Source organism: Streptomyces roseus (assembly GCF_001044425.1).
Lineage (GTDB): Bacteria > Actinomycetota > Actinomycetes > Streptomycetales > Streptomycetaceae > Streptomyces > Streptomyces roseus.
Genome location: NZ_LFML01000125.1, coordinates 1 through 21,590 on the forward strand (window position 1 = coordinate 1; position 21,590 = coordinate 21,590).

Sequence of the window (21,590 nt, forward strand, 5' to 3'; positions counted from 1 at the left end):
ACGGCCGGTCCAGTGACCCGGGGCCGCCGGGTGGGCAGCGGGGCGGTGCGCCGTCCGGGCACGGTCCGCTCCAGGTGGGGAGGGGTCCGGTCGGCCGGTTCCTTGCGTACGAAGGCCCGGCGCAGGGCGTGGTAGGGGGCCTGCGGGTCGAAGAAGGTCTCCCGCATCCGGGCCAGCTCGGCCTCCCGGTAGGCCGCGAGCGGCCGGACGCTCTCGTCGGCGTCGCGGCAGGCCTTTTTGCCGGCGATCCGGGACAGGATGGCGGGCGAGTCCGCCACGCGGACGGCGAGCCGGGTCGTCTCGTCCGCGAACTCCTGCGGGGCGCAGTCGATCGTACGGTCGACCAGCCCGAGTCGGCGGGCGGATTCGGCGCTGATGGGCAGGGCGTCGGCGGTGAGGCGCTGCGCGACGCCGGTTCCGGTGCGGCGGGGCAGGGTGTAGGTCCAGTACTCGGATCCGTACAGGCCCATCAGCCGGTAGTGCGGGTTGAGGACGACGCCGCCGCGGCACCAGACCTCGTCGGCGGCGAGGGCGAGCATGGCCCCGCCGGCGGCCGCGTTGCCGCCGAGGGCGGCCACGACGAACCGGTCGGTGGTGGTCAGGACGGCCTCCACCAGGTCGTCCATGGCGTTGATGTTGGCCCAGGACTCCTCGGCCGGGTCGGCGGCCGCCTCGATGACGCCGAGGTGGATGCCGTTGGAGAAGAAGTCGCGGCCGCCGCCGAGGACGAGGACGGAGACGGGCCGGGCGCAGGCCTCCCGGTAGGCGGCGAGCAGGCGCCGGCACTGCGTGGTGCTCATCGCGCCGCCGGGGAAGGAGAACGTGAGGAAGCCGGCCGCGCCCTGTTCCCGGTAGGTGATGTCGGACCAGGTGCGCGGGGCGTCCGCGCCGGTGTCGGCGCGCGGCGGCGCGGGGAGCTCGGGGAGCGGCGGCAGCCGGTCGCCGAGGGCGAGGGTGGCGGGCAGTTTGACGGGGGCCGGCTCGCCGGGCAGGCGCCGGGCCCTGAGCTCGGGGATCCACACGGCTCCGTCGACGGTGGCCCGGCAGATCGCGCCCGCGCGGGTGGCGATCAGCTCCCCGGGCCGGCCGCGCAGCCGGTCCTCGGGGTGCCCGCCGTGCAGGAACCACTGGCCGCCGAGGAACTCGTCGAGTACGCCGGGCCGGGAGTCGGCGGCGCGCAGCGCCCGGACGACGCTCTGCGTGGAGTCCTTCGCCCAGTCGATGCGGCGCAGCTCCTGGCGCAGGTACGGCCGGGCGCGGCCGGAAGCCTGGCGTTCGGGGACGTACGTGCCGCGGGCGAAGCGCTCGACGGCGGTCAGGACGGCCGACAGGGCGGCGTCGGCGATCTCGCCGCGGTACGCGTCGCTCTTGCCGACGGGCGGCAGCGGGCAGTCCGCGGTGGCCCACACGTCGCCCGCGTCCATCTCCTCGCAGGCCTGGAGGACGGTGACGCCCCAGCGGGTCGCGTCCTCGGTGACGGCCCAGTCGAGCGAGGAGGGTCCGCGGTCACCGACGGGCCCTGGGTGGACGATCAGGCAGGTGTGGGCGGAGAAGACCTCCCGGGGAATGGGCGTCCTCAGCATCGGCGCGATCACCAGGTCCGGCCGGTGGCGGTCGACGGCTTCCACGAGGGATACCGCGGGCAGGGCGAGCTCCACCGCCACGCTGTGCCCCCGGTCCCTCAGCTCCGCGTGCACGCGCTGGGTGAGGCTGTTGAACGCGCTGGCGGCGAGAAGGATGTGCACGTGATCTCCCAAAGCGTCCGGACCCCGGCGAGCTGCGGCCGCGGCGGGTACGGCCGCTGGAGATCGTCGACCACGGGCGCCCCCAAGCCGGTGAGGCCTACGGGGGCGTCACCCGGAAGTGGCCACCCGGAGCCGCCACCTGGTGGAGGGACGGCGCCCGCTCCCCGCCGATCTTCAGCGGATATTGTTCATCCGCGCCGGCGAAGAGCCGCGGCGCCCGGATGCAGACGAGATGGAGCCCCGATGGACGTGCAGCACTTCGAGCGGATCACCGCATTCATCGAGGCGCGGCTGACCCCGCTGTTCGACGAGTCCACGGGCAGCGAGCACGGTTTCGCGATGGACGACACCTCCCGGGCGCTGCGCGCCCTGCGCAACGCCGTGCTGGAGGCCTCGGCGGTCAAGGGGCTCATCGAGAAGCAGGCGGCGGCGGAGCCGGCGCTGCGCCGGGTCATCGACCAGTCGGTGGAGCACCACTGGGACGTGCTGCGCGGCATCGCCCGCCAGTGGGAGGACCACGGCGACTTCCTGCGCGAGTTCAAGCGCCACGCTTGGGAGCTCGACGAGGTCTTGGCCGCTCCGGCTGCCGCGGAGGGCTGAGCTTCGCGATGAGCCCCGCGCCGGGCCCCGCCGGGCCCGCCCCAGTCGGCACTGAGCCCGCCCCCAGCCGGCACTGAGCCGGCGCCGGGCCCGTGACACCGGTCGCTCCGGTACCGGACCACCGTCCCGGAGCGACAATGGGGGTGGACCCACTGCCGAGCCGGCAGGAGACGAATATGAACGGCTCGGTCCCCATCGGACGTGTCGTCGGAGTGCCGCTGCGCATGCACTGGAGCGTGCCGCTGCTCGTGGTGCTGTTCGCGTACGGGCTCGGCCGCCAGACCCTGCCCGTGTGGACTCCGGGGCGCTCGAACGCCGTGTACACCCTCGCCAGTGTCGCGGGAGCCCTGCTGTTGATGGGCAGCCTGCTCCTGCACGAGACGGCCCACGCCGCCACGGCCCGCCGGAGCAAGATCTCCGTGGAGGACGTCACGCTGTGGGCGCTGGGCGGACTGACCAGGATGGGCCGGCCGCAGACGGCGCGGGCGGCCTTCGCGGTGGCGGTGAGCGGGCCGCTGACCAGCCTCGTCATCGGCGGCGCCGCCGTCGGGTCGGGGATCGGGGTGGACGCCTTGCTCGGCTGGGCGGTGCCGGCGGCGGTCCTGGTCTGGCTCGGCTGGGCGAACCTGTTCCTCGGCGTGTTCAACCTGCTGCCGGCCTCGCCGCTCGACGGCGGCCGGGTGCTCCAGGCCCTGCTGTGGTGGCGCACGGGCGACCGTGACCGGGCGGACCGGGCGGCTTCGCGCAGCGGGCAGGTCATGGGCGTGCTGCTGGCGGCGCTGGGCTGGGTCTCCTTCCTGCGCGGATCCTCGGGCGGGCTGTGGCTCGTCGCCATCGGCCTCTTCATCACGCTCGTCGCGGGCGCGGAGCGTCAGCGCGCCGTACTGCAGACGGGGCTGCGGGGCGTGCGCGTCGCGGATGCCATGTCCGGCCCGGTGGCGACCGGCGCGGACTGGCTGAGCGTGCGGCGGTTCATCGAGGAGGTGGCCGGGGTCTCGCGGCACTCCGTCCTGCCGCTGCTCGACTTCGACGGCCGCCCGAGCGGGGTGGTGCACGTACGCGGGCTGGCCCGGATCCCGCGGGCGCGACGCGACGAGGTGCGCGTGCGGGAGGTGGCGACCCCGCTGGAGCGGTGCGCGGTGGCGGCCCCCGACGAGCTGCTGGGCGGCGCCCTGGACGCGCTGCGGCCCGGGACCGGATTGCCGCTCCTGGTGGTGGACGCCGACCGGCTGGTGGGGATCGTCACCGCGAAGGACGTCACCCGGCTCATGGAGCGGCAGGCCCTGGGCGGGGGCCGGGAGCCCGGATGAGGCGGCCGCGGGTGCGCGGCGGGAGAATGGGGGTGCGATGTCGTACGTAGCCGTGAGCGCCCTGAGCCATGCCGGGCTGGTGCGCGACCACAACGAGGACAGCCTCGTCGTCGGGCCGTGGACCCTGTGCGCGGGCGTGACCCGCAATCCGCAGACCTTCGTGTTCCCGCTCGGTGCGCCCCTCGTCGTGGCGGTGGCCGACGGGATCGGCGGACAGCCGGCCGGCGAGGTGGCCAGTGCGCTGGTCGTACGGCAGCTGGCCGTGCTCGGGCCCTCCCTGGACGGCGAGGGGGCCGTCCGCGAGGCGCTGGCCCTGTGCAACCGCGCGGTGCATGCGGCCGGTGACGGTGATCCGGACCTGGCCACGATGGGCACGACCGTGGCGGGTGCCGTCGTACTGGAGGACTCGCTGATCTCGTTCAACGTCGGCGACAGCCGGGTGCTCGACGCCACGGCGCAGGAGCTCCGCCAGGTCAGCGTGGACGACAATCCGCCGCTGGAGCCGGGGCAGCGGACCACCTCCGTGCTGACCCAGGCGCTGGGCGGCGCACGCCGGCACATCGGGATCAGCCCGCACGTCTCGACGCAGCCGATGGCCGCCGGAGCCCGCTATCTGGTCTGCTCGGACGGGCTGACCGACCCGGTGCCGCCCGAGGAGCTCGGCGAGCTGCTGCGGGTGCACGACGACGGCAGGGCGGCGTTCGAGCTGTGGCGGGCCGCCATCGAGGCCGGGGGCCCCGACAACATCACGCTCGCCCTGATCCGGGTCGGTGCCTGAAGGGCCGCGCGGACAGCCGTGCGGACAGCCGTGCGGCTACCGGCCGCGGCGGGGCCTGCCGCCCTTGGTGTTCTTGCCGCCCTTGGCTCCGCCGGAGCCGCCGCGCGGGTTCTTGCCGCCCGACTTCCCGGCCGCCGTCCCCCGTCCGCCGCCCGCCGCGTCGGGGCGCTTGCGCTGCTTGGGCTGCGGCGGGGTGGGGGCGCCGCGGCCGCGCGTGCTGTTGACGGTCCGGCCGCGCACGATCCCGATGAACTCCTCGACCAGGTCGGTGGGTTCGCCGTCGAGTTCGAGGAACGACAGGGCGACCCGGGACTGCGGGGCGTCCGTCACCGTCCGGTACGTAAGGTCCTTGCGGTGGTGCAGGCGGGCCAGGGACTGCGGTACGAGGAGGACGCCGATCCCGGCCGCCACCAGCTCGATCGCGTCCGCGGTGGTGGCGGGGCGCTCGAACGCGGGCTTACCGGGCAGGGTCTGCCAGTCCAGGGTGTCGTCCAGCGGGTGCAGCACGATCTCGTCGGCGAGGTCCTCGGTGGTGACCTCTTCCGCGGCCGCCACCAGGTGGTCCTTCGGCACCACGACCACGGTGGTCTCGGTGTAGAGCGGGATCGCGGCCAGGCCCGTACGGTCGATCGGCAGGCGTACGAAGGCGGCGTCGGCGTCACCGCCGCGCAGCGCGCCCGGGGCTTCGGCGGACGGCACCTGGAGGAGGGCCAGCGCCACGTCGGGCAGGCGCTCGTTCCAGATCCGCACCCACTTGCCGGGGGTCACTCCGGGGACGTACGCGAGCCGGAACGAGGGAGCTGCCGTGGGAGATGCCGAGGGAGATGCCGAGGGAGATGCTTCCGAGCCTGTCACCCGCCCAGATTACCGGGCGTGGTCAGAAGTAGCGCACACGCTCGATACCCTTGACCCCATGACGTCGCACAAGACCACCCAGACCATGAAGCCCGCCACCGCGGCGAAGAAGCTGGGTGTGTACCTCGAAGCCACCCCCGCTGAGTTCCAGGAGGGTGTCGTGACCCGCAGCGAGCTGAACGCGCTGCAGGCCGAGCCGCCCCAGTGGCTGCAGGAACTGCGACGCAACGGCCCGCACCCCCGCCCCGTGGTCGCGTCCAAGCTGGGCGTCTCCATCGCAGGCCTCGCCCGCGGCGGGGTCACCGAGGCCCTCACCACGGAGCAGATCGACGCCCTGAAGCAGGAGAACCCGGAGTGGCTCCAGAAGGAGCGCACCACCCAGGCCGAGGTGCGCAAGGAAGCGGTCCGCATCAAGGAGAAGCAGGCCGAGCAGGCCGAGCGCCGGCAGTCCGGATCCTGACCGGCGTGCGCGGCGGGGCGCCGGGTCGGCGCCCCTGACGCCTGGAGTGCCCCGAAGCGCCCTGCCCGTCCGCATTTCTGCAAAGATCACCGGAATGCGGGCGGCGTGTCGCGGGCAGAGCTGCGTCGTGATCTCGCAACTCCTCGCCCCGTTCCGGCGCTCCCGCACCCTCGTCTTCTCCGCCGACTTCGACTCGACCTCCCGGTGGGTGGCCGGCCGGACCTCCGCCTTTCCCGACGGCGGCCCGGTCAATCCGGGCGACAACAAGCTCGACCACCTGGTCGAGGACCCCGCCTACAGCCGCAGCGGGACCTTCCGCGCGACCCTGCGGCCCGACGGCTACTGGGACAGCGGCCTGCTGACCACCGAGGGCAGCGAAGAGGGCTTCATGCTGCGCGCGGAAGACGTCCTGGAGGCCCGGGTCAGACTGCCCGAGGCGCTCGGCGCGTGGCCCGCGATCTGGACCTGGCGGGACGGCGGCCAGGAGGTCGACGTCTTCGAGTACCACCCCGACAACCCGGACCTGCTGGAGCTCTCCAACCACGTCCGGGGCGGCGGCTCGCACTACTTCCACGACCCCGCCATCCGTCCCGGCGCCGTGGTGGACCTCAAGGTCAGGTTCGGTGCGAACTCGGTGGTCTGGTGGGTCAACGGCACCCGCGCCTACGCCGATCACAGCGGGGTGGGCCGGCGCTGGCGGGCGTACCTCATCGTGAACCTCTCCGTGTGCGCGGGCCGTTACCACCCGGCGCCCGACCCGTCGGTCTCGGAGATGTCCTACGAGGTCCCGGAGCTGCGGGTGTACCGGAACTAGGGGGTGTCCTTCGGACCACGGCGGGCCCGGGGCAGCCCCCGGTGACCCGGGCGTCGGTGATCACCCCCGCCGGAGACGGTCTACGTACCCTCGTACGCCTTCAGCGCGCCGTCCGTCCGGAGCGCGCGGATGGCGGCCCGGACCCCGGCGGGCGGCCAGCGCCTCCACCGAGTCGAGCGGGACGGCGGCCGTCGTGCCGTGGCCCGCCACCCCCTTCGCGTACGAGGTGTGGGCGATCTACTTGCCGCCGAGTTCCCAGGCGGCGGCGAAGTCCCGGTTCGCGAGGTCCCGGTAGTCCCCCTCCACCACCTCCCTCGGGTCCTGATCCCGCCGCCCTCACAGGCCTCGGACCGCCTCTTCGATCAGCTGCGCCAGGGACGCCGGCGCCGTGAGTCCCGCGGGTCGGAGCGGCCGAGTCCGTCGATCAGCCGGGACACCAGTTCCCGGATCTCCTCGCGCGAGCGCCGGCGTCCGTCGCCGACCTCCGTGGACCCGTTGCCGTGCACGGCCGCGCGTGCGTTCCTGCCGCTCGCCACGGCTGAGGAGACGACGATGGGCCCGTTCCCCTCGGCGTACTCGCCGATCTCGCGCAGCCGCACGGCGACGCCCGGTCGAAGTGGTCCGGACGCAGGCTCCGCATCGGGGGCCCGTACGTGGTGGACAGCTCGAACGAGACACCGTCACCCAGGCGAGGAAGGAGCGGGCGGACGCGCGCTCCAGGTAGGCGGCCGCGCACACATACGCGGTCACGTCTCGTCTGCCACCCCAGCGCGCCGCCGCGGTGCGGCGCGCGGCACCCGGACCCTTCATGGCCCCCGATTTCAAGCCATTGCGCCATCGCTCGTGGACCTCGTGCCTTGCCAACCGTGGCCCCGGGCATTGCAATGCTGATGAAATTTCGATGATGTGGTTGAGGGGATTCAAGTGGCCGGGGAAACTCCGCAACGGCTCGGGATCGAGCTGCTCGGGCCGGTACGGGCCTGGCGGGGTGCGACCGCACTGCCCTTGGGACCCGTCCGCCGCCAAGCCGTGCTGGCCGCCATGGCGCTGCGGCCGGGCGGCACGGTCAGTCACGAGGACCTCCTCGACGCGGTGTGGGGCTCGGCGCCGCCGGGCTCCGGGCACCGGGTCCTGCCGAGCTACGTCTACGCGCTGCGCAAGGCCCTCGACCCGGACGGCACCGGGTACGAGGAATCGGTGATCCGCAGCAGCCAGGGCCGGTACGGCATGGCGGCGGACGGGATCCGCGTCGACGTGGCCGAGCTGGCCGAGCGGGCCCGCCAGGCGCGCCGGGTGAAGGAATCCGGTGACCTGGCGACAGCGATGGCGCGGCTCACCGACTGCCTCGCGCTCTTTCGCGGAGAGCCCCTGGCCGGGCTGCCGGGGCCGTTCGCACAGGCCGAGCGGCGGCGCCTGTCGCAGTTGCAGAGGACGCTGCGGGCGGAGCGGCTCGAATGCCTCCTGCTGCTGGGCCGGGGCGCCGAGGCCCTGGAAGGGCTGGCCGCCCTGTCCGCCGCCGAGCCGTACGACGAGTCGCTCCTCGCGCTGCACATGCGCGCCCTGTACGCCAACCAGCGCCAGGCCGAGGCGCTGAACGCCTATCAGGGCATGCGCGAGCGGCTGCGCGAGGAGCTCGGGGTCAGCCCCGGCGAGGCACTGGGCCGCGTGTACGAGGCGGTGCTGCGCCGCGATGACGAGCTCCTCCTCGGGTCGGCGGCGGGCCGCCCCACCACCGTGACCGCCGCCCCGGCGGCCCTCCCCCGGCCGCCCGGGCCCCGTACCCCGGTCAACGAACTACCGGGTGTCACCGGCGTCCTCATCGGGCGCGAACGCGAACGGGCCCTGCTGTCCGCCGCGTTCCCACCCGATACGGTGGGGGTCGTGGCCGTCGACGGCATCGCCGGGGTCGGCAAGAGCGCCCTCGTCGTCCGCGCGGCCCGGGAATCGCGCGACCGCCATCCGGACGGCTGCCTCTTCGTCGACCTGGGCGCGCACAGCCCGGGGCGGCAGAGGCTCTCGCCCCAGCGGGTACTGCGCCGTCTCCTGCGCACGATCGGCACCGCCGACAGCGAGGTGCCGGCCGACCTGGAGGAGCTCACCGCCGCCTGGCGTGCGGCGACCGGCTCGCTGCGGCTCCTCCTCGTACTGGACGACGCGCTGGCGAGCGCACAGATCCGGCCACTGATCCCGGCGGGGCCGGGCAGCACGGTGATCGTCGCCAGCCGGCAGCGGCTGGCCGGACTCGACGCCGACCGCCGCATCACGCTGGAGCCCCTGGGGCCGGACGACGCGCAGGCCCTGCTCGGACACCTCGTCGGGCCGGAGCGCACCGCCAGGGAGCGGCCGGCGACGCGCGAGCTGGCCCGGCTGTGCGGCGGGCTGCCGCTGGCCCTGCGCATCGCCGGGACCCGGTTGCAGACCCGCCCCGTCTGGACCTTCGCCCATCTGGTGGACCGGATGGCGGACGACGACCGGCGGCTGGGCGAGCTGCGTGCCGGGGACCGCAGCGTGGAGGCGGCCTTCCGCCTGTCGTACGAGCAGCTCACCGCTGCCCAGCAGCGGGGGTTCCGGGTGCTGGGTCTGACGCCGACCAGCGAGTTCGACGCCCGGACGCCGGCGGCCATGACGGGCCGGCCGGTCCGCGAGGCCGAGCAGCTCATGGAGGGCCTGGTCGACACGAGCCTGGTGCAGCAGCCGCATCCCGGCCGCTACCGGCTGCACGATCTGGTGCGGGTGCACGCCCGGCGGCTCGCGGAGGCCTCCCCGGCCGAGGCGGGGGCGGCCCGCACGGCCGTGCTCCGCCTCTACGTGGACGCCGGCCGCAGTTCCAGCGACTGGGGCTCCGGCGGCTTCCCCACGGGGCCGGCCGCGACGGGGGCGTTCGCGGACTGGTCCGAGGCGAGTGGCTGGCTGAACGCCGCCGACGCGGAACTGGCCGACGTCGTCGGCCATGCCGCGGGTCTCGGCGAAGCGGACCTGGCCTGCTGGATCGCCGAGGCGCTGACCGACCACTTCGTGCGCCGGGGCCGCTACCACGAGGGCCGCACGGCCCTGGAGACCGCCCTCCCCCAGGCGGAGCGCGCCGACGACCGGCGGATGGTGCCCGCGCTGCGGAACTGCATGGGTGCCCTCGGCATCTACCAGGGCGAACCGGCGGCGGCGCGTGCGACGTTCGCCGAGGCGCTGGTCCTCAGCCGACGGCTCGGGGACCGTCGCGAGGAGGCCCGCGCCCTGGCCGGGATCGGGACCGCCGAACTGAACGCGGGCCGGCCCGACCTGGCCCTCGCCCCCGTCACCGCGGCGGTGGGGCTCGCCCGGGGGCTGGAGGACGAGTGGCTGGTGGCGATGGCGCTCTGCGTGCTGGGCACGGCCTACCGTGCGCTGGGGCGGACCGGGGAGGCGCTGCGCTGTCTGGACGAGGCCGCCGTCCGCGCCGAGGCGAACGGGCGGCCCACGATGATCAGCAGGACCCTGAGCTGCGCCGCCGAGGTGCACCTCGGGCTCGGCCGGTTCGCCGAGGCCAAGGAGTTGCTGAGGCGGGCGGCGCACCTGGTCGAGCGGGCGGGCGACATCCCGCTGACCGCGATCACGCTGAGCATGCTGGGCACGGCGGAGCTCGGCGAGGGGAATCCGGAGGCGGCCCTGGCGCTCCACCAGGAGGCGCTGGCCCGGCTCCAGTCGCTGTCCCCGGTGAACGAACCCCAGCAGACCCGGATGGAGATGGAGATCCGCGGCAGGCTGGGCCGCGCCTACTCGGCGGTGGGCCGGATCCGGGAGGCGGGCCGGCAGTTCCGGACGGTCCTCGCCTTCCCGTGCGCGGGCGCCTACCCCGCGCAGCGCGCCTTCGCGCTCGCCGGCCTGAAGGAGTGCGAGACCTCGTAGGTACCCGCTGGGCTCAGCCGTGGCCGACCGCTGCGTCCAGGCGCTGTTCCAGACGGCGGAAGGCGCGTTCGCCCACCGCGCGCCAGAGCATCCGGGGCGGCAGCGGGAGGTGGCCCATGATCATGATCTGCTCCCCCGGGTCAGCGTCCTTGAGGATCATCCCTAAGACGGTGAACAGCCGGCTCTTGGGCACGGCGGCGCTCGCCGCGTCGCCGATCTCGTCCCATTCCGCCTGCGACATCACCCCCGCGACGAGGGGCAGGGCCTCGCGCTCCTCGTCGTCGAAGTGCTCCCCGGCCGCCTTGGAGACCTGGTCGAACGCCTCGGCCAGCTCCTCGCGGTGGGTCCTCCCCCCGTCCGCCGCCCATGCTCCGAGCAGGTCCCGCGCCCGTGCGAGCCCCGCCGACAGTTCGGCGTGCCGGCCCCGCATCCGCTGCCACAGCCCGCCCTGGGCGGGCAGGCGCCGTGCCAGCTTGGGCCACAGCAGCCGGTCCTCGCCCTCGTGGTGGTCGTGCAGGGTGTCCAGCAGCAGTTCCAGGCGGTCCGCGACCAGCCGGACCTGGGCGCGACTCCCGTGGCGCACCCCGCGCACCCGGCCGGCCGCCTCGCCGAACTCGCGGCGGAACATCCGGTGGACCACCACCATGTCGTGCGTGGTGAGCGGCTTTCCCTGGTTCTCCATCGAAGTCGACATCGACCGTGCCCCCCGTCCTGGTGGGTGTACCGGCCTCCAGCGTGGCGGGCGTCCGGCCGGGTCCACCAGGGGCGCACGACGGCGCTTCAGCGCCCCCCGGGGAGTCCGGTCGCCGTCAGGGTGCGCACGCGCTGGTCGCGCAGCCCGTAGCGGGCGGCGACCACCTCCGGCGTGCCCGCGGCGACGCGCCGGGCGATGTCGGGTCGGGCCGCGAGCCGGTCGCGGGTGCGCCGGGCGTGCGCGTCGACGGTGACGTCGATCCGGGCGCCCCGCTGGGCGTGGTCGGTGGCCGGGCGGATCTCGTCGGCCGGGTACCGGCTGTGCGTCGTGCGGGTGCTCCTGCGCGTACGTACGCCGGCGCCGGTTCCCGGCGGTCAGCCGGCGCGGGGCAGGAAGTCGGGCGCCAGGTGGTGTCAGCCGGCGGGGCCCTTGCCGTCCAGGGTGGTGCGGCCGAACTGCTCGTCCAGGACGGACAGCCGGCGCCAGTACTCGTCCTCGTCGATCTCGCCGGTGGCGAACCGGCGGCCCAGGATCGCGATCGGCGAGTTCGGTCCGTACGAGCCCCGGACCGCCCACGGGCCCCGCGGGCCGCGGCCGCCGCGCCACACCGTGCGGCGCAGGAGCGTGACGACGCCGAAGACGACGGCCGCCCAGACCAGCGGGACGAAGAGGATCCACGGGCCGGGCCCGTCGTACGCCAGGGTGTTCATCTCGGTCAGCTCCTCGGAAGGGGTGCGGTTTCCTTGTCGCTTCCGAGACTCGCCCCGGCAGGGTGGCCCCGTCGTCGTACGGCCGGCGGCACCGTGCGTACGGCCGTGGGAGTAGTCCCCGGGTACGGCTTCAGCCGAGCCAGCCCGGTCTGACGAGCCCCGACTCGTAGGCGAGCACCACCAGCTGGGCCCGGTCCCGGGCCGCGAGCTTGATCATGGCCCGGCTGACGTGCGTCTTCGCGGTCAGCGGGCTGACCACCAGCCTGCGGGCGATCTCCTCGTTGGACAGCCCGAGGCCGACCAGGGCCATCACCTCGCGCTCCCGCTCGGTCAGCCGCTCCAGGCCGGCCGCCGCCTCGGGGGCCTTGGAGCGGGCCGCGAACTCCGCGATCAGCCGGCGCGTCACCCCGGGGGACAGCAGGGCGTCGCCCGCGACCACCGCCCGTACCGCGCGCAGCAGTTCCTCCGGCTCGGTGTCCTTGACCAGGAACCCGGAGGCGCCGCAGCGCAGGGCCTCGAAGACGTACTCGTCGAGCTCGAACGTGGTCAGCATGACCACCTTCACCCCGGCCAGGGCGGGGTCCGCGGTGAGGGTGCGGGTGGCGGCCAGGCCGTCGAGCTCCGGCATCCGGATGTCCATCAGGGTCACGTCCGGGCGCAGTTCGCGGGCCAGGCGCACGGCCTCGGCCCCGTCGGCGGCCTCGCCGGCCACCTCGATGTCCGGCTGTGCGTCGAGCAGCGCGCGAAAGCCCGCCCGTACCAGGGCCTGGTCGTCGGCGAGCAGTACGCGGATCACGAGTCCTCCTCGGTTTCGAGCGGGATCCGGGCCAGCACCCGGAAGCCGCCGTCCGGCCGGGGGCAGGCCTCGATGGTGCCGCCCTGCGCGGCGGCCCGTTCGCGCATCCCGATCAGGCCGGTGCCGCTGCCTCCGGCGTCGCCGCCCGTGGCGGGTCCGTCGTCGTCCACCAGCAGTTCCAGCGCGCCGGGCGGGCGGCTGACGCGGATCCGGGCGGTCCGCGAGCCCGAGTGGCGCACCACGTTGGTGAGCGCCTCCTGGAGGATCCGGAACGCGGCGAGGTCCGTGGCCGGTGACAGCCCGTGGGCCTGCGCCCCGCCCGTGACGGAGACGGTCAGCCCGGCCGAGGCCGCCTGGTCGACCAGTTCGGAGAGCCGGGCGAGGCCGGGGGCGGGGGCGCGCGGGGCCTCACCGGGGGCGCGCAGGGTGTTCAGGACCTGCCGGACCTCGCCCAGCGCCTCCTTGCTGGCCGCCTTGATCGTGGTGAGCGCCGTACGGGCCTGTTCGGGGTCCGTGTCGAGCAGGGCCAGGCCGACGCCCGCCTGCACGTTGATGACGGAGATGCTGTGGGCCAGTACGTCGTGCAGCTCGCGGGCGATCCGCAGCCGCTCCTCGTCCACCCGGCGCCGCTCGGCGGCCTCGCGCTCGGCCCGGTCCCGGGCCCACTGCTCCCGGCGTACGCGGACCACCTCGCAGGCGGCGAGCACGGCGATCGCCCAGGCGGTGATCCCGCCTTCCGTCCCCCACGGCGCGGGCCCGTCGCCGGGCGGCGGCAGCCACCGGTACAGCCAGTGCGCGATGAGCAGGTGGCCGGCCCACAGGGCGCCCACCGCGCCCCAGGCTGCATGGCGGTGGCCCGCGACCACGGCCGCGAGGCAGGCCAGGGCGACGCTGACGAAGACGGGGCCGTAGGGATATCCGCCCGCGAGGTATCCGAGCGTGACCGCGCAGACCCCGTAGAGGACGGGTACCGGGTACCGGTGGCGCAGGAGCAGCAGGGCGGGGGCGGTGAGCAGCAGGATCCGGCCGAGCGGGTCGACCGCCTCGCGGCCGGGCTGGGCGTGCTGCGCCCAGCCGGTGGCCGCCTGCGTGAAGACGGCGACGAGGAGCGTGGAGCGCCACGGCAGCCGCCCGCCGTCGCCGCTGCGCTCCGCCCAGTACTGCCACCGCCGCTGCGCCATGCGGCCACGCTAGACGGCCGGGCCCGCCGCCGTCGTCCGCCGGGCGGGCCGATCGGGCGTACTCCCCGGGGAGTACGCGCCGCCATCCGCTACGGCCTCGCGCGCAGGGCGTCGACGGCGATGCGGGCGGCGGTGCCGATCACGGCGTCGGCCGCGGGGAGGGTGGCCGCCGGGTTGGCGGCGCGGGTGAAGACGGCGACGGCGTAGCGGCCGCCGTCGGGGTACTCGATGACCCCGACCTCGTTGCGCACGGTCGGCAGGCTGCCGGTCTTGCCGGCCACGTGCACGTCGTCGAAGGGGAATCCGGCGGCCATCCGGTGCGGCCACACCTGGAGTCCGAGCAGGCGGCGGATCGCGACGCCGTGTTCGGGTGTGCAGGCCTCGTCGCGCCAGACGGCGGTGAGCAGCCGGGTCATGTCGCGGGGCGTGCTGCGGTTGCTGCGGGCCGGGTCCAGGGCGCGGAGCCGGGCGAGGACCCGCGGATCGGCGAGGGCGGAGGCGCCCGCCGGTCCCGCGTCCTTCCGGATGGTGGCGAAAAGGGAGCGGAAGGAGGGGTGGACGGCGCGGGTGCGGGTCAGGCCGAGCCGCGCCGTGGCCCCGTTGACGGCGTCGAGGCCCAGGCGTGCGAGGAGCAGGTCGGCGGCTGCATTGTCGCTGACGGCCGTCATCAGGTAGGCGGCGTCGCGCAGGGACATCCGTACGGGATCGAGCATGGCGGCGAGACCGGTGGGCCCGGCGGACCGGTCGGCCGGGGGGCACTCGACCTGTTCGGTGAGGTCCAGCAGGCCGGCGGCGGCCTGCTGGTGGAGGGCGACGAGCAGGCAGAGCTTGTGCACGCTGGCGGTGACGACCGGGTGGTCCGCGCCGGCGTCGATCTCCGTACCGGAATCGATGTCCACGGCGTGCAGCCGGCCGCTGACGCCTGCTTCGGTGAAGGCCGCGGCGATGCGGCGGCGGGTGTCGTTCACAGCCAGTACTCCGCCGCCGGGCGCAGGTGGAGCGGCCGTGCGGGTGCGTCGGCGGTCATCGCCGCAGTGTTCCACAGGGCGCGGGAGGCCGCTTCGGCGAAGGCGCCGACGGCGGCGTCGCCGCGGCCCCGCGGCCAGGCGACGCTGTGGCGCCAGGCCAGCGGAGCGCCGGCGAGGGGCCTCCAGACGATGTCCGCGTGCGGGCCGGCGGCGTCGTCCGGCGCGGTGTCGCGCGGGGCGAAGGCCACGGCGTTCGCGGAGAGGACCAGGCCGCGCACGAAGCCGGTGCCGCTGCCCTGGCGGACGGTGGCGGGGGTGTAGCCGCCGCGGGCGCAGGTGTTCAGGACGTCGTCGTGCAGCGCGGGGGCCTCGGCGCGCGGGAAGAGGACCAGGCCGTAGCCGGTGAGGGCGGCGAGCGGTACCTCGTCGAGCGCGGCGGCCGGCGCCCCGCCGGGGAGCAGGACGCCGAGCTCCCGGAGCAGGACCGGCCCGAGTTCCAGCCCGGCGATGTCACAGGGGTGCCGGACGAGCCCGACGTCGAGTTCGCGGGAGGTGAACCGGGCCAGCTGCTCGGTGGTGGACAGTTCGTGGAGCTCCAGTTCCACGCCGGGGCGGTGCTGCCGGAAGGCGGCCAGGATCGCGGCGATCGCCTCGGCGGCGAGGTCGGGCGGCAGCGCGGCGCGCAGGAGTCCGCTCTCGCCCTCGCGGATGCGGCGGGCGGTGGCCGTGAGGGCGTCCGCGCGGGCGAGCAGCAGGCGGGCGTCCTCCAGCAGCATCGTGCCGGCCGCGGTGATGGTCACCTGACGGCTGGTCCGTTCGAAGAGGCGCACGCCGAGCTCGCGTTCCAGGCGCTGGATGCGCTGGGACAGGGGTGGCTGGGCCATGCCGAGCAGCTCGGCGGCGCGGCCGAAGTGTCTTTCTTCTGCAACAGCCAGGAAGCACCGCAGATGCCGGATCAGGTCCACGATCAGCAACGATATCGGAGATTGATCGGTCTGAGATTCATACCGATCTTGGACGGTGGGCGGGTGGCGGTGGTCTGCTGCGGGCATGTCCTCGAATCCTTTCTCCCCGTCCTCCCGCCGTGCGGCGGCCCGGCGCACGGCCGTCCGTCGCGCCCCGTTTGCCGCCGCCCTGACCCTCGGCCTCGCGCTGACCGCCTCCGGGCTCACCGGCTGCTCGACCCACTCGCATCCGCCCGCCGCGGCCGGGGCGAGCGCGACGCCGGGCGGCCCGGCCCGCGCTTCCGCGCCCTCCGTCCCCGGCGTCGACAGCCGGGAGCGGCTGAGCGTGGACGGCGGCACCCGGGAATACCTGATGCACCGCCCGGCCGCGGAGGGCGGCGGGCCCAGGCCGCTCCTGATCGCCTTCCACGGGCGCGGGGCCGACGCCGCCCAACTGCGCGAGCAGAGCGGCCTGGACCAGGCCGCCGGGGCGCGCGGCATGCTCCTCGTCTACCCGGAGGCCCTGGGCAAGGCCTGGGGCGCGGGCAGCGCGCCCTCCCCGCAGCGGCCCGATCCGGACGCCGACGTCCGCTTCACCGAGGCGCTGGTCGGCGAGCTCGTGCGCACCGGCCGGGCCGATCCGCACCGGGTCTACGTGGCCGGGTTCTCCAACGGCGGTTCCATGGCGCTGCGGATGGCGGCGCAGCGCCCGGAGCTGGTCGCGGGCGCGGTATCGGTCTCCGGTGAACTCCCCACCGGAACCGCCGCGGTGAAGCCCACCGGCCCGGTTCCCGTCCTCACCGTCTACGGGGCCGAGGACCCCGTACGGCCGCCCGCCGGTCTGCCGACTCCCGGGCCCGCCGCTCCCGGGGAGGAGCCCCTCACGCCCACGATGTCCGCCCGGGCGGGCATGGAGGCCTTCGCGGCCGCGGCCGGGGCCGGGGCTCCCGTCGAGGAGGGCAAGCCCGGCTACGACTCGTTCACCTGGCCGCCCGGCCCGGCGGGGGCGACGGTGCGGCTGCTCCTCATGCACGGGGCCGGCCACACCTGGCCCGGGTCGACGATGGCGCCGCCCGAGGGCTTCGGATCCGTCAGCACCGCACTGGACGCGAGCAGTACCCTGCTCGACTTCCTCACCGCGCAGAAGCGCTGACCGCGGCCGTCGCCGCGCGCCCTCGCCCATGGCGGCGCGCACCACACCTTCGTCCCCGAGTGTGGTGTGCGCGGCCATGGGCGCGGCCGTCCGCCCTCCCTAGGGTTCAGCCATGACGAGCCAACTTCCTTTCCTGCGGGAGCGCGTCGCGCTGGTGACCGGCGGCGGCAGCGGCATCGGGCGGGCCTGCGCGATCGCCCTGGCCGAGGCGGGCGCCGACGTGCACGTCGTCGACATCGCCGAGGAGCCGGCCGTGTCCGTCGCCGCCCGCGTCGGCGGACGGGCGCACGTCGTCGACCTCGCGGACCCGGCCTCGATCGAGCGGCTGCCGGCGGCCGTGGACATCCTCGTCAACAGCGCGGGGCTGCAACACGTCGCCCCCATCCCCGAGTTCCCGGCCGAGCGCTTCACGCTGATCCAGCAGGTGATGGTCACCGCCCCGTTCCTGCTGCTGCGGCACGTGCTCCCGCACATGTACGCCGGCGGCTGGGGGCGCGTGGTCAACATCTCCAGCGCCCACGGACTGCGGGCCAGCGCGTACAAGTCCGCGTACGTGGCCGCCAAACACGGGCTGGAGGGGCTGAGCAAGGTCGCCGCGGTCGAGGGGGCGCCGTACGGGGTGACCAGCAACTGCATCTGCCCCGGCTACGTCCGCACGCCCCTGGTCGAGGCGCAGATCGAACAGCAGGCGGCGGCGCACGGCATCGACCCCGCCGACGTGCTCTCGCGGGTGCTGCTCACCCGGTCCGCGGTGAAGCGGCTGATCGAGCCCGAGGAGGTCGCGGCGGCGGCGGTGTGGCTCTGCGGGCCCAATACCGGCTACCTCACGGGAACCTCACTTCCCCTCGATGGTGGCTGGACGGCCACCTGAATTTAACTACCGACCAGTAGACAGGGGGCTCGCTCGTACGGATTCTGGCTCCGTACATGTCAAATTCAGCCCTAGGAGCGCCCCCACATGCGCAGCACCCGCGCCCGCCTGCTCGGCACCGCCACCGCCACGGCCGCGGCCACCGTCGTCCTGACGCTGGCCCCCGTCGCCTCCGCCGAGGCCGCGCCCGCTCCCGTGCCGGCCCCGGCGGCCGCCCCGGCAGCGGCCACCGCCTCCGCGCCCGGCGGCAACGCGCTGCTGCGCGGCGTCGACTACGGCACGTGGAAGCGCGACGTGGCCGCCGTCATGGCCACGGCACGCCCGTACGTCGAGCAGCGCATCGCCCAGTCCCCGGCCGGCGAGAAGCCCGCGATCGTCCTCGACATCGACAACTCCTCTCTGGAGACGGACTTCCACTGGTTCTGGACGTTCCCGACCCCGGCGATCTCCGAGGTCCGCGACCTGACCCGGTACGCCGACGCGCACGGCGTCGCCGTCTTCTTCGTCACCGCCCGCCCCGGGATCATCCAGTCCCTCACCGAGCACAACCTGAAGGCGGTCGGCTACCCCGTCACGGGGCTGTACGTCCGGGACCTGCCCGACCTCTTCGACGAGGTCAGCGCGTACAAGACGGGCAAGCGCGCCGAGATCGAGGGCCGCGGCTACACGATCATCGCCAACATCGGCAACAACAACAGCGACCTGGTCGGCGGCCACGCCGAGCGCACCTTCAAGCTGCCGGACTACGACGGCAAGCTCTCCTAGGCAGTGCCCGCGCAGTGGCGCCGGCCGCCCGCGGCCTGGCGAGCGGACGGCGCCGGTGGGGTCCGCGGCCGCTCCCGCGGCAGGACTCCGCCCGCTCTCAGGCGGGGCGGACCCCGTCGCACGTGATCCGCAGGTGGCGCGGGCCGCGCAGGACCGCGTTCTGCCGGTAGGGCGGCGGGTCCTCGATCAGGCGCGGGTTCTCCAGGCGGCGCGCCAGCTCGGTCAGCGCGAGCTGCGCCTCCAGCCGGGCCAGCGGGGCGCCGAAGCAGCTGTGGATGCCGCTGCCGAGCCCCAGGTGCTGGATGTCCTTGCGGTACGGGTCGAAGCGGTCCGGGTTCTCGAAGCGGTTCGGGTCCCGGTTGCCGGAGGCGAGGACCAGCCACATCGAGGAGCCCTTGGGGATCGTGACGCCGCGGACCTCGATGTCCACGAGCGGGGTCCGCTGCGGCAGCAGCTGCACCGGCGGCTCGAACCGCAGCAGTTCCTCCACCATCGGCACGGCGAGCCCCGGCGTCTCGCGCAGCTGCCGCAGGACGTCCGGGTTGCGCAGCAGGGTGAGCATCCCGTTGGTGATGAGGTTGACGGTGGTCTCGTGGCCCGCGATGAGCAGCAGGGCGGCGGTGCTGAGCAGTTCCATCGTGCTCATCGTCTCGTCCTGGCCGTGTCCGACGGCCAGTTGGGAGAGCATGTCCTCGCCGGGGTTCTTGCGCCGCTCCTCGATCAGCCCGGCCAGGTACATGCCGAGTTCCATCCGGGCGTCGTGGGTGGTCTTGTCCCGTTCCTTCGGGTCGGCGCCCGGGTCGGGGTCCAGGCTCGCGGCCAGGGTGTCGGCCCAGACGTGGAAGCGGGGCTCGTCCTCGCGGGGCACACCGAGCAGCCGGCAGATCATGGTGACCGGGAACGGGTACGCGAACTGGTCGACCAGGTCGATGTTCCCGGGGTCGCCGAGGTTGTCGATCAGGTTGCCGACGATGCCGTGCAGGTCCTCGCGCATGTCGTCGATGCGGTGCGGGGAGTGCGGCGGCCCGAAGGGCCGGTTGGTCATCCGGCGCAGCCGGTCGTGCTCCGGCGGGTCCAGCTTGAGGAAGCTCGGCGGCAGGGCCGCCGCCCCCTCGTCCTCGCCCTCCGCCAGCGGATCCCCGGCCGAGGCGGCCAGGTTGCGGGCCTCGGAGCTGAGCCGCGGGTCGTGCAGCAGGCTCTGGATGTCGTAGTACGTGCTGATGACGTACGGGCCCTCCCCGTCGTGGAAGACCGGGGTCTTGCGCAGCTCCTCGTACAGCGGGTACGGGTTGGCGCGGTTCGCGTAGTCGAGGATGTCGCTCAGGATGCCTTGCTTCATGCCGGGTCCTCCGGGGGCGGGCGGGTCAGTGCCCGGCGGGGTGGAAGGTCATCCGCCGGTCGGCCGGCGAATATCCGCTGAGGGTGACGGTCGGGCCGTGCGTCGGCAGGGACGGGTCGGGGAAGTCCGCGGGGAGCGGCTTCTGTCCCTCCGGGCGCCGGTCGACCGTGGGGAACGGGGGCGGGAAGGGCGCGGTGGCCTCGATCTGCTGCTGGTAGAACTGCAGCCAGCGCGAGTTGTCGAAGGTGACGGCCCCGATGACCCGGCCCTGGTAGCCGTAGACGCCGGTGAAGCGGCGTTCGGCGCGCGAGCCCTGGGTGATCATGATCTCGGTGCCCATCGAGGGCACCCCGACCGATTTGATGCTCACCCCGAACTGCGAGGACCAGAAAGCCGGCACCCAGATGTGCGGGCGGCGCTCGGTGCTCTCGCTGAGCATGTTGTGGGCCGCGGTCTCCGCCTGCGAGACGGCGTTGCCCCAGTGCTCCAGGGACAGGAACTGGTAGCCGAACAGCGGGTGCGGGGAGCGGGCGACGTCGCCCGCCACGAAGATGTCGTCGGTGACGATGCCGCGGATGTCGAAGGCCCGGCAGCCCGCGTCACAGGCGATGCCGCGGGGGCCGGCGCCCAGTCCGGAGCCGCTCAGCCACTCGGTGTTGCGCTGGGCGCCGAGCGAGACGACCACGACGTCGCACTCCAGGGAGGTGCTGTCGGAGAAGTGCGCCGCGCGGACGCGTCCCGTGGCGTCGCCCTCCAGGGCGGTGACCATGACGCCGGTGCGCAGGTCCACGCCGTTCTCCCGGTGGAGTTCGGCGGCGACCGCCCCGATGACCCCGCCGAGCGCGCCGACCAGGGGCGCGTCGGCGCGCTCGGCGACGGTGACCTCCACTCCGCGCTCGCGGCAGGCGGAGGCGATCTCGGACCCGGTGAACCCGGCGCCGATGACCAGGACCCGGCGCGGACCCGCGTTCAGCCGCCGGGCCAGGGCCGCGCCGTCTTCGCGGGTGCGGAGCACGAACACGCCGTCGAGCTCGCCCTCGGCCTGGTTCGGCCAGGGCCGGGCCCGGACGCCGGTGGCGATGAGCAGCCGGTCGTACGGGACCTCGTCCCCGTCGGCGAGTCTGACCCGCCGGGCCGCCATGTCGAGGCCCGAGGCCGCCACGCCCAGTCGCCACTCGGCGTCGATGTCGCGGCGGCGGGGCAGCGCGGTACGCTCGGCGCTGCCCATGCCCAGCAGCGCCTGCTTGGACAGGGGCGGGCGGTCGTACGGCTCGTGGGGCTCGTCGCCGATCATGGTCAGCGAGCCCTTGAAGCCCTTCTCGCGCAGGGTCTCGGCCCCGCGGAGCCCGGCGAGCGAGGCGCCCACGACGACGATCCGGCCGTCCGCCTTCAGACGGTCCGTGGCGGTGTCAGGCATCGGATGCCTCCCCGGCGGCCGGCGCGGCACCACCCGGGGCGCCGGGCGCGGTGGCGGCCATGTCCAGCTCGTCCACGAGGATCGCCTGTACGGGGCAGGCGGCGACCGCCTGGGCCACGCGCGCGCGGTGGGCGTCCTGCGCCTGCGGATCGTAGAGCAGGCCTTCGTCTCCGTGCATCGCGAAGACTTCGGGTGCGAGGAAGGCGCATTGCGCGTACCCCTGGCACCGGTTGAGATCGACGACAAGCCTCAGCAAGGTCCAGTCCTTTCGTTGGCCCGTCCGGCTTCCCGGCCAGCGTGCGGCCGGG

At 74.5% G+C, this 21,590-nt stretch carries 21 protein-coding genes; 9 read left to right on the top strand and 12 right to left on the bottom strand.

Annotated features, from left to right (window positions below):
- A partial coding sequence (locus ACS04_RS27645; protein WP_048479521.1) for an enoyl-CoA hydratase-related protein occupies positions 1-1,745 on the bottom strand: 1,745 nt, incomplete at its 3' end.
- 243 nt (positions 1,746-1,988) lie between these two features.
- Between ACS04_RS27645 and ACS04_RS27650 the strand changes: the two genes are divergently transcribed.
- The 3 genes from ACS04_RS27650 to ACS04_RS27660 all read left to right on the top strand — a co-directional run bounded on the left by ACS04_RS27650 (position 1,989) and on the right by ACS04_RS27660 (position 4,433).
- The gene (locus tag ACS04_RS27650) at positions 1,989-2,345 is read left to right on the top strand and encodes a hypothetical protein (RefSeq protein WP_048479522.1); all 357 of its coding nucleotides are present in this window, start codon (positions 1,989-1,991) and stop codon (positions 2,343-2,345) included.
- A gap of 176 nt (positions 2,346-2,521) precedes the next feature.
- The gene (locus ACS04_RS27655) at positions 2,522-3,655 is read left to right on the top strand and encodes a site-2 protease family protein (protein ID WP_048479523.1); all 1,134 of its coding nucleotides are present in this window, start codon (positions 2,522-2,524) and stop codon (positions 3,653-3,655) included.
- A gap of 37 nt (positions 3,656-3,692) precedes the next feature.
- Positions 3,693-4,433, top strand: a complete 741-nt coding sequence (locus ACS04_RS27660; protein WP_048479524.1) for a PP2C family protein-serine/threonine phosphatase — start codon at positions 3,693-3,695, stop codon at positions 4,431-4,433.
- Between the two features lie 36 nt (positions 4,434-4,469).
- On the opposite strand, the gene ACS04_RS27665 is transcribed toward ACS04_RS27660, so the two are convergent.
- Positions 4,470-5,288 (bottom strand): LysR family substrate-binding domain-containing protein, encoded by an 819-nt coding sequence (locus tag ACS04_RS27665; protein ID WP_078865406.1) that lies wholly within the window; start codon positions 5,286-5,288, stop codon positions 4,470-4,472.
- 58 nt (positions 5,289-5,346) lie between these two features.
- Here ACS04_RS27665 and ACS04_RS27670 point away from each other — a divergent pair, with 58 nt between their 5' ends.
- Complete coding sequence (locus ACS04_RS27670; RefSeq protein ID WP_048479526.1) at positions 5,347-5,748, top strand: DUF5997 family protein; 402 nt, start codon at positions 5,347-5,349, stop codon at positions 5,746-5,748.
- A gap of 127 nt (positions 5,749-5,875) precedes the next feature.
- A complete protein-coding gene (locus ACS04_RS27675; protein ID WP_048479527.1) occupies positions 5,876-6,562 on the top strand; it encodes a glycoside hydrolase family 16 protein in 687 nt (228 codons plus the stop codon).
- 362 nt (positions 6,563-6,924) lie between these two features.
- Here the strand turns inward: ACS04_RS27675 and ACS04_RS27680 are convergent, their stop codons facing one another.
- Positions 6,925-7,161 carry a hypothetical protein gene (locus ACS04_RS27680; RefSeq protein WP_053080967.1) on the bottom strand — a complete coding sequence of 79 codons (237 nt, stop codon included), beginning with the start codon at positions 7,159-7,161 and terminating at the stop codon, positions 6,925-6,927.
- 325 nt (positions 7,162-7,486) lie between these two features.
- On the opposite strand from ACS04_RS27680, the gene ACS04_RS27685 reads away from it, so the two are divergent.
- A complete protein-coding gene (locus tag ACS04_RS27685; protein ID WP_245236565.1) occupies positions 7,487-10,444 on the top strand; it encodes an AfsR/SARP family transcriptional regulator in 2,958 nt (985 codons plus the stop codon).
- Between the two features lie 13 nt (positions 10,445-10,457).
- Here ACS04_RS27685 and ACS04_RS27690 read toward each other — a convergent pair whose 3' ends face one another.
- The 6 genes from ACS04_RS27690 to ACS04_RS27715 all read right to left on the bottom strand — a co-directional run bounded on the left by ACS04_RS27690 (position 10,458) and on the right by ACS04_RS27715 (position 15,758).
- Positions 10,458-11,138, bottom strand: coding sequence for a hemerythrin domain-containing protein (locus tag ACS04_RS27690; protein WP_048479529.1), 681 nt, complete (start codon positions 11,136-11,138; stop codon positions 10,458-10,460).
- A gap of 413 nt (positions 11,139-11,551) precedes the next feature.
- Positions 11,552-11,848, bottom strand: a complete 297-nt coding sequence (locus ACS04_RS27695; RefSeq protein WP_048479530.1) for an SHOCT domain-containing protein — start codon at positions 11,846-11,848, stop codon at positions 11,552-11,554.
- A gap of 130 nt (positions 11,849-11,978) precedes the next feature.
- Positions 11,979-12,644 (bottom strand): response regulator, encoded by a 666-nt coding sequence (locus tag ACS04_RS27700; protein ID WP_048479531.1) that lies wholly within the window; start codon positions 12,642-12,644, stop codon positions 11,979-11,981.
- On the bottom strand, positions 12,641-13,825 hold the full coding sequence (locus ACS04_RS27705) for a sensor histidine kinase (protein WP_048479532.1): 1,185 nt from the start codon (positions 13,823-13,825) through the stop codon (positions 12,641-12,643). The genes ACS04_RS27700 and ACS04_RS27705 overlap by 4 nt, the downstream gene beginning before the upstream one ends.
- Positions 13,826-13,914: 89 nt before the next feature.
- Positions 13,915-14,793, bottom strand: coding sequence for a serine hydrolase (locus tag ACS04_RS27710; RefSeq protein ID WP_048479533.1), 879 nt, complete (start codon positions 14,791-14,793; stop codon positions 13,915-13,917).
- Positions 14,790-15,758, bottom strand: coding sequence for a LysR substrate-binding domain-containing protein (locus ACS04_RS27715; RefSeq protein WP_245236566.1), 969 nt, complete (start codon positions 15,756-15,758; stop codon positions 14,790-14,792). The genes ACS04_RS27710 and ACS04_RS27715 overlap by 4 nt, the downstream gene beginning before the upstream one ends.
- Before the next feature lie 85 nt (positions 15,759-15,843).
- On the opposite strand from ACS04_RS27715, the gene ACS04_RS27720 reads away from it, so the two are divergent.
- The 3 genes from ACS04_RS27720 (at position 15,844) to ACS04_RS27730 (ending at position 18,526) form a co-directional block, all read left to right on the top strand.
- Complete coding sequence (locus tag ACS04_RS27720; protein WP_048479534.1) at positions 15,844-16,890, top strand: CE1 family esterase; 1,047 nt, start codon at positions 15,844-15,846, stop codon at positions 16,888-16,890.
- 112 nt (positions 16,891-17,002) lie between these two features.
- Positions 17,003-17,761: a 3-hydroxybutyrate dehydrogenase gene (locus tag ACS04_RS27725; RefSeq protein WP_048479535.1), complete on the top strand. Its 759-nt coding sequence runs from the start codon at positions 17,003-17,005 to the stop codon at positions 17,759-17,761.
- An 87-nt stretch (positions 17,762-17,848) separates the two neighbouring features.
- A complete protein-coding gene (locus ACS04_RS27730) occupies positions 17,849-18,526 on the top strand; it encodes an HAD family acid phosphatase (RefSeq protein ID WP_048479536.1) in 678 nt (225 codons plus the stop codon).
- 97 nt (positions 18,527-18,623) lie between these two features.
- Here the strand turns inward: ACS04_RS27730 and ACS04_RS27735 are convergent, their stop codons facing one another.
- The 3 genes from ACS04_RS27735 to ACS04_RS27745 are packed head-to-tail and all read right to left on the bottom strand — an operon-like array spanning position 18,624 to position 21,535.
- Complete coding sequence (locus tag ACS04_RS27735) at positions 18,624-19,865, bottom strand: cytochrome P450 (protein WP_048479537.1); 1,242 nt, start codon at positions 19,863-19,865, stop codon at positions 18,624-18,626.
- A 25-nt stretch (positions 19,866-19,890) separates the two neighbouring features.
- Complete coding sequence (locus tag ACS04_RS27740) at positions 19,891-21,282, bottom strand: NAD(P)/FAD-dependent oxidoreductase (RefSeq protein WP_048479538.1); 1,392 nt, start codon at positions 21,280-21,282, stop codon at positions 19,891-19,893.
- Positions 21,275-21,535, bottom strand: coding sequence for a ferredoxin (locus tag ACS04_RS27745; protein ID WP_048479558.1), 261 nt, complete (start codon positions 21,533-21,535; stop codon positions 21,275-21,277). Before ACS04_RS27745 ends, ACS04_RS27740 begins: the two co-directional genes overlap by 8 nt.
- Between the last annotated feature and the right edge of the window lie 55 nt (positions 21,536-21,590).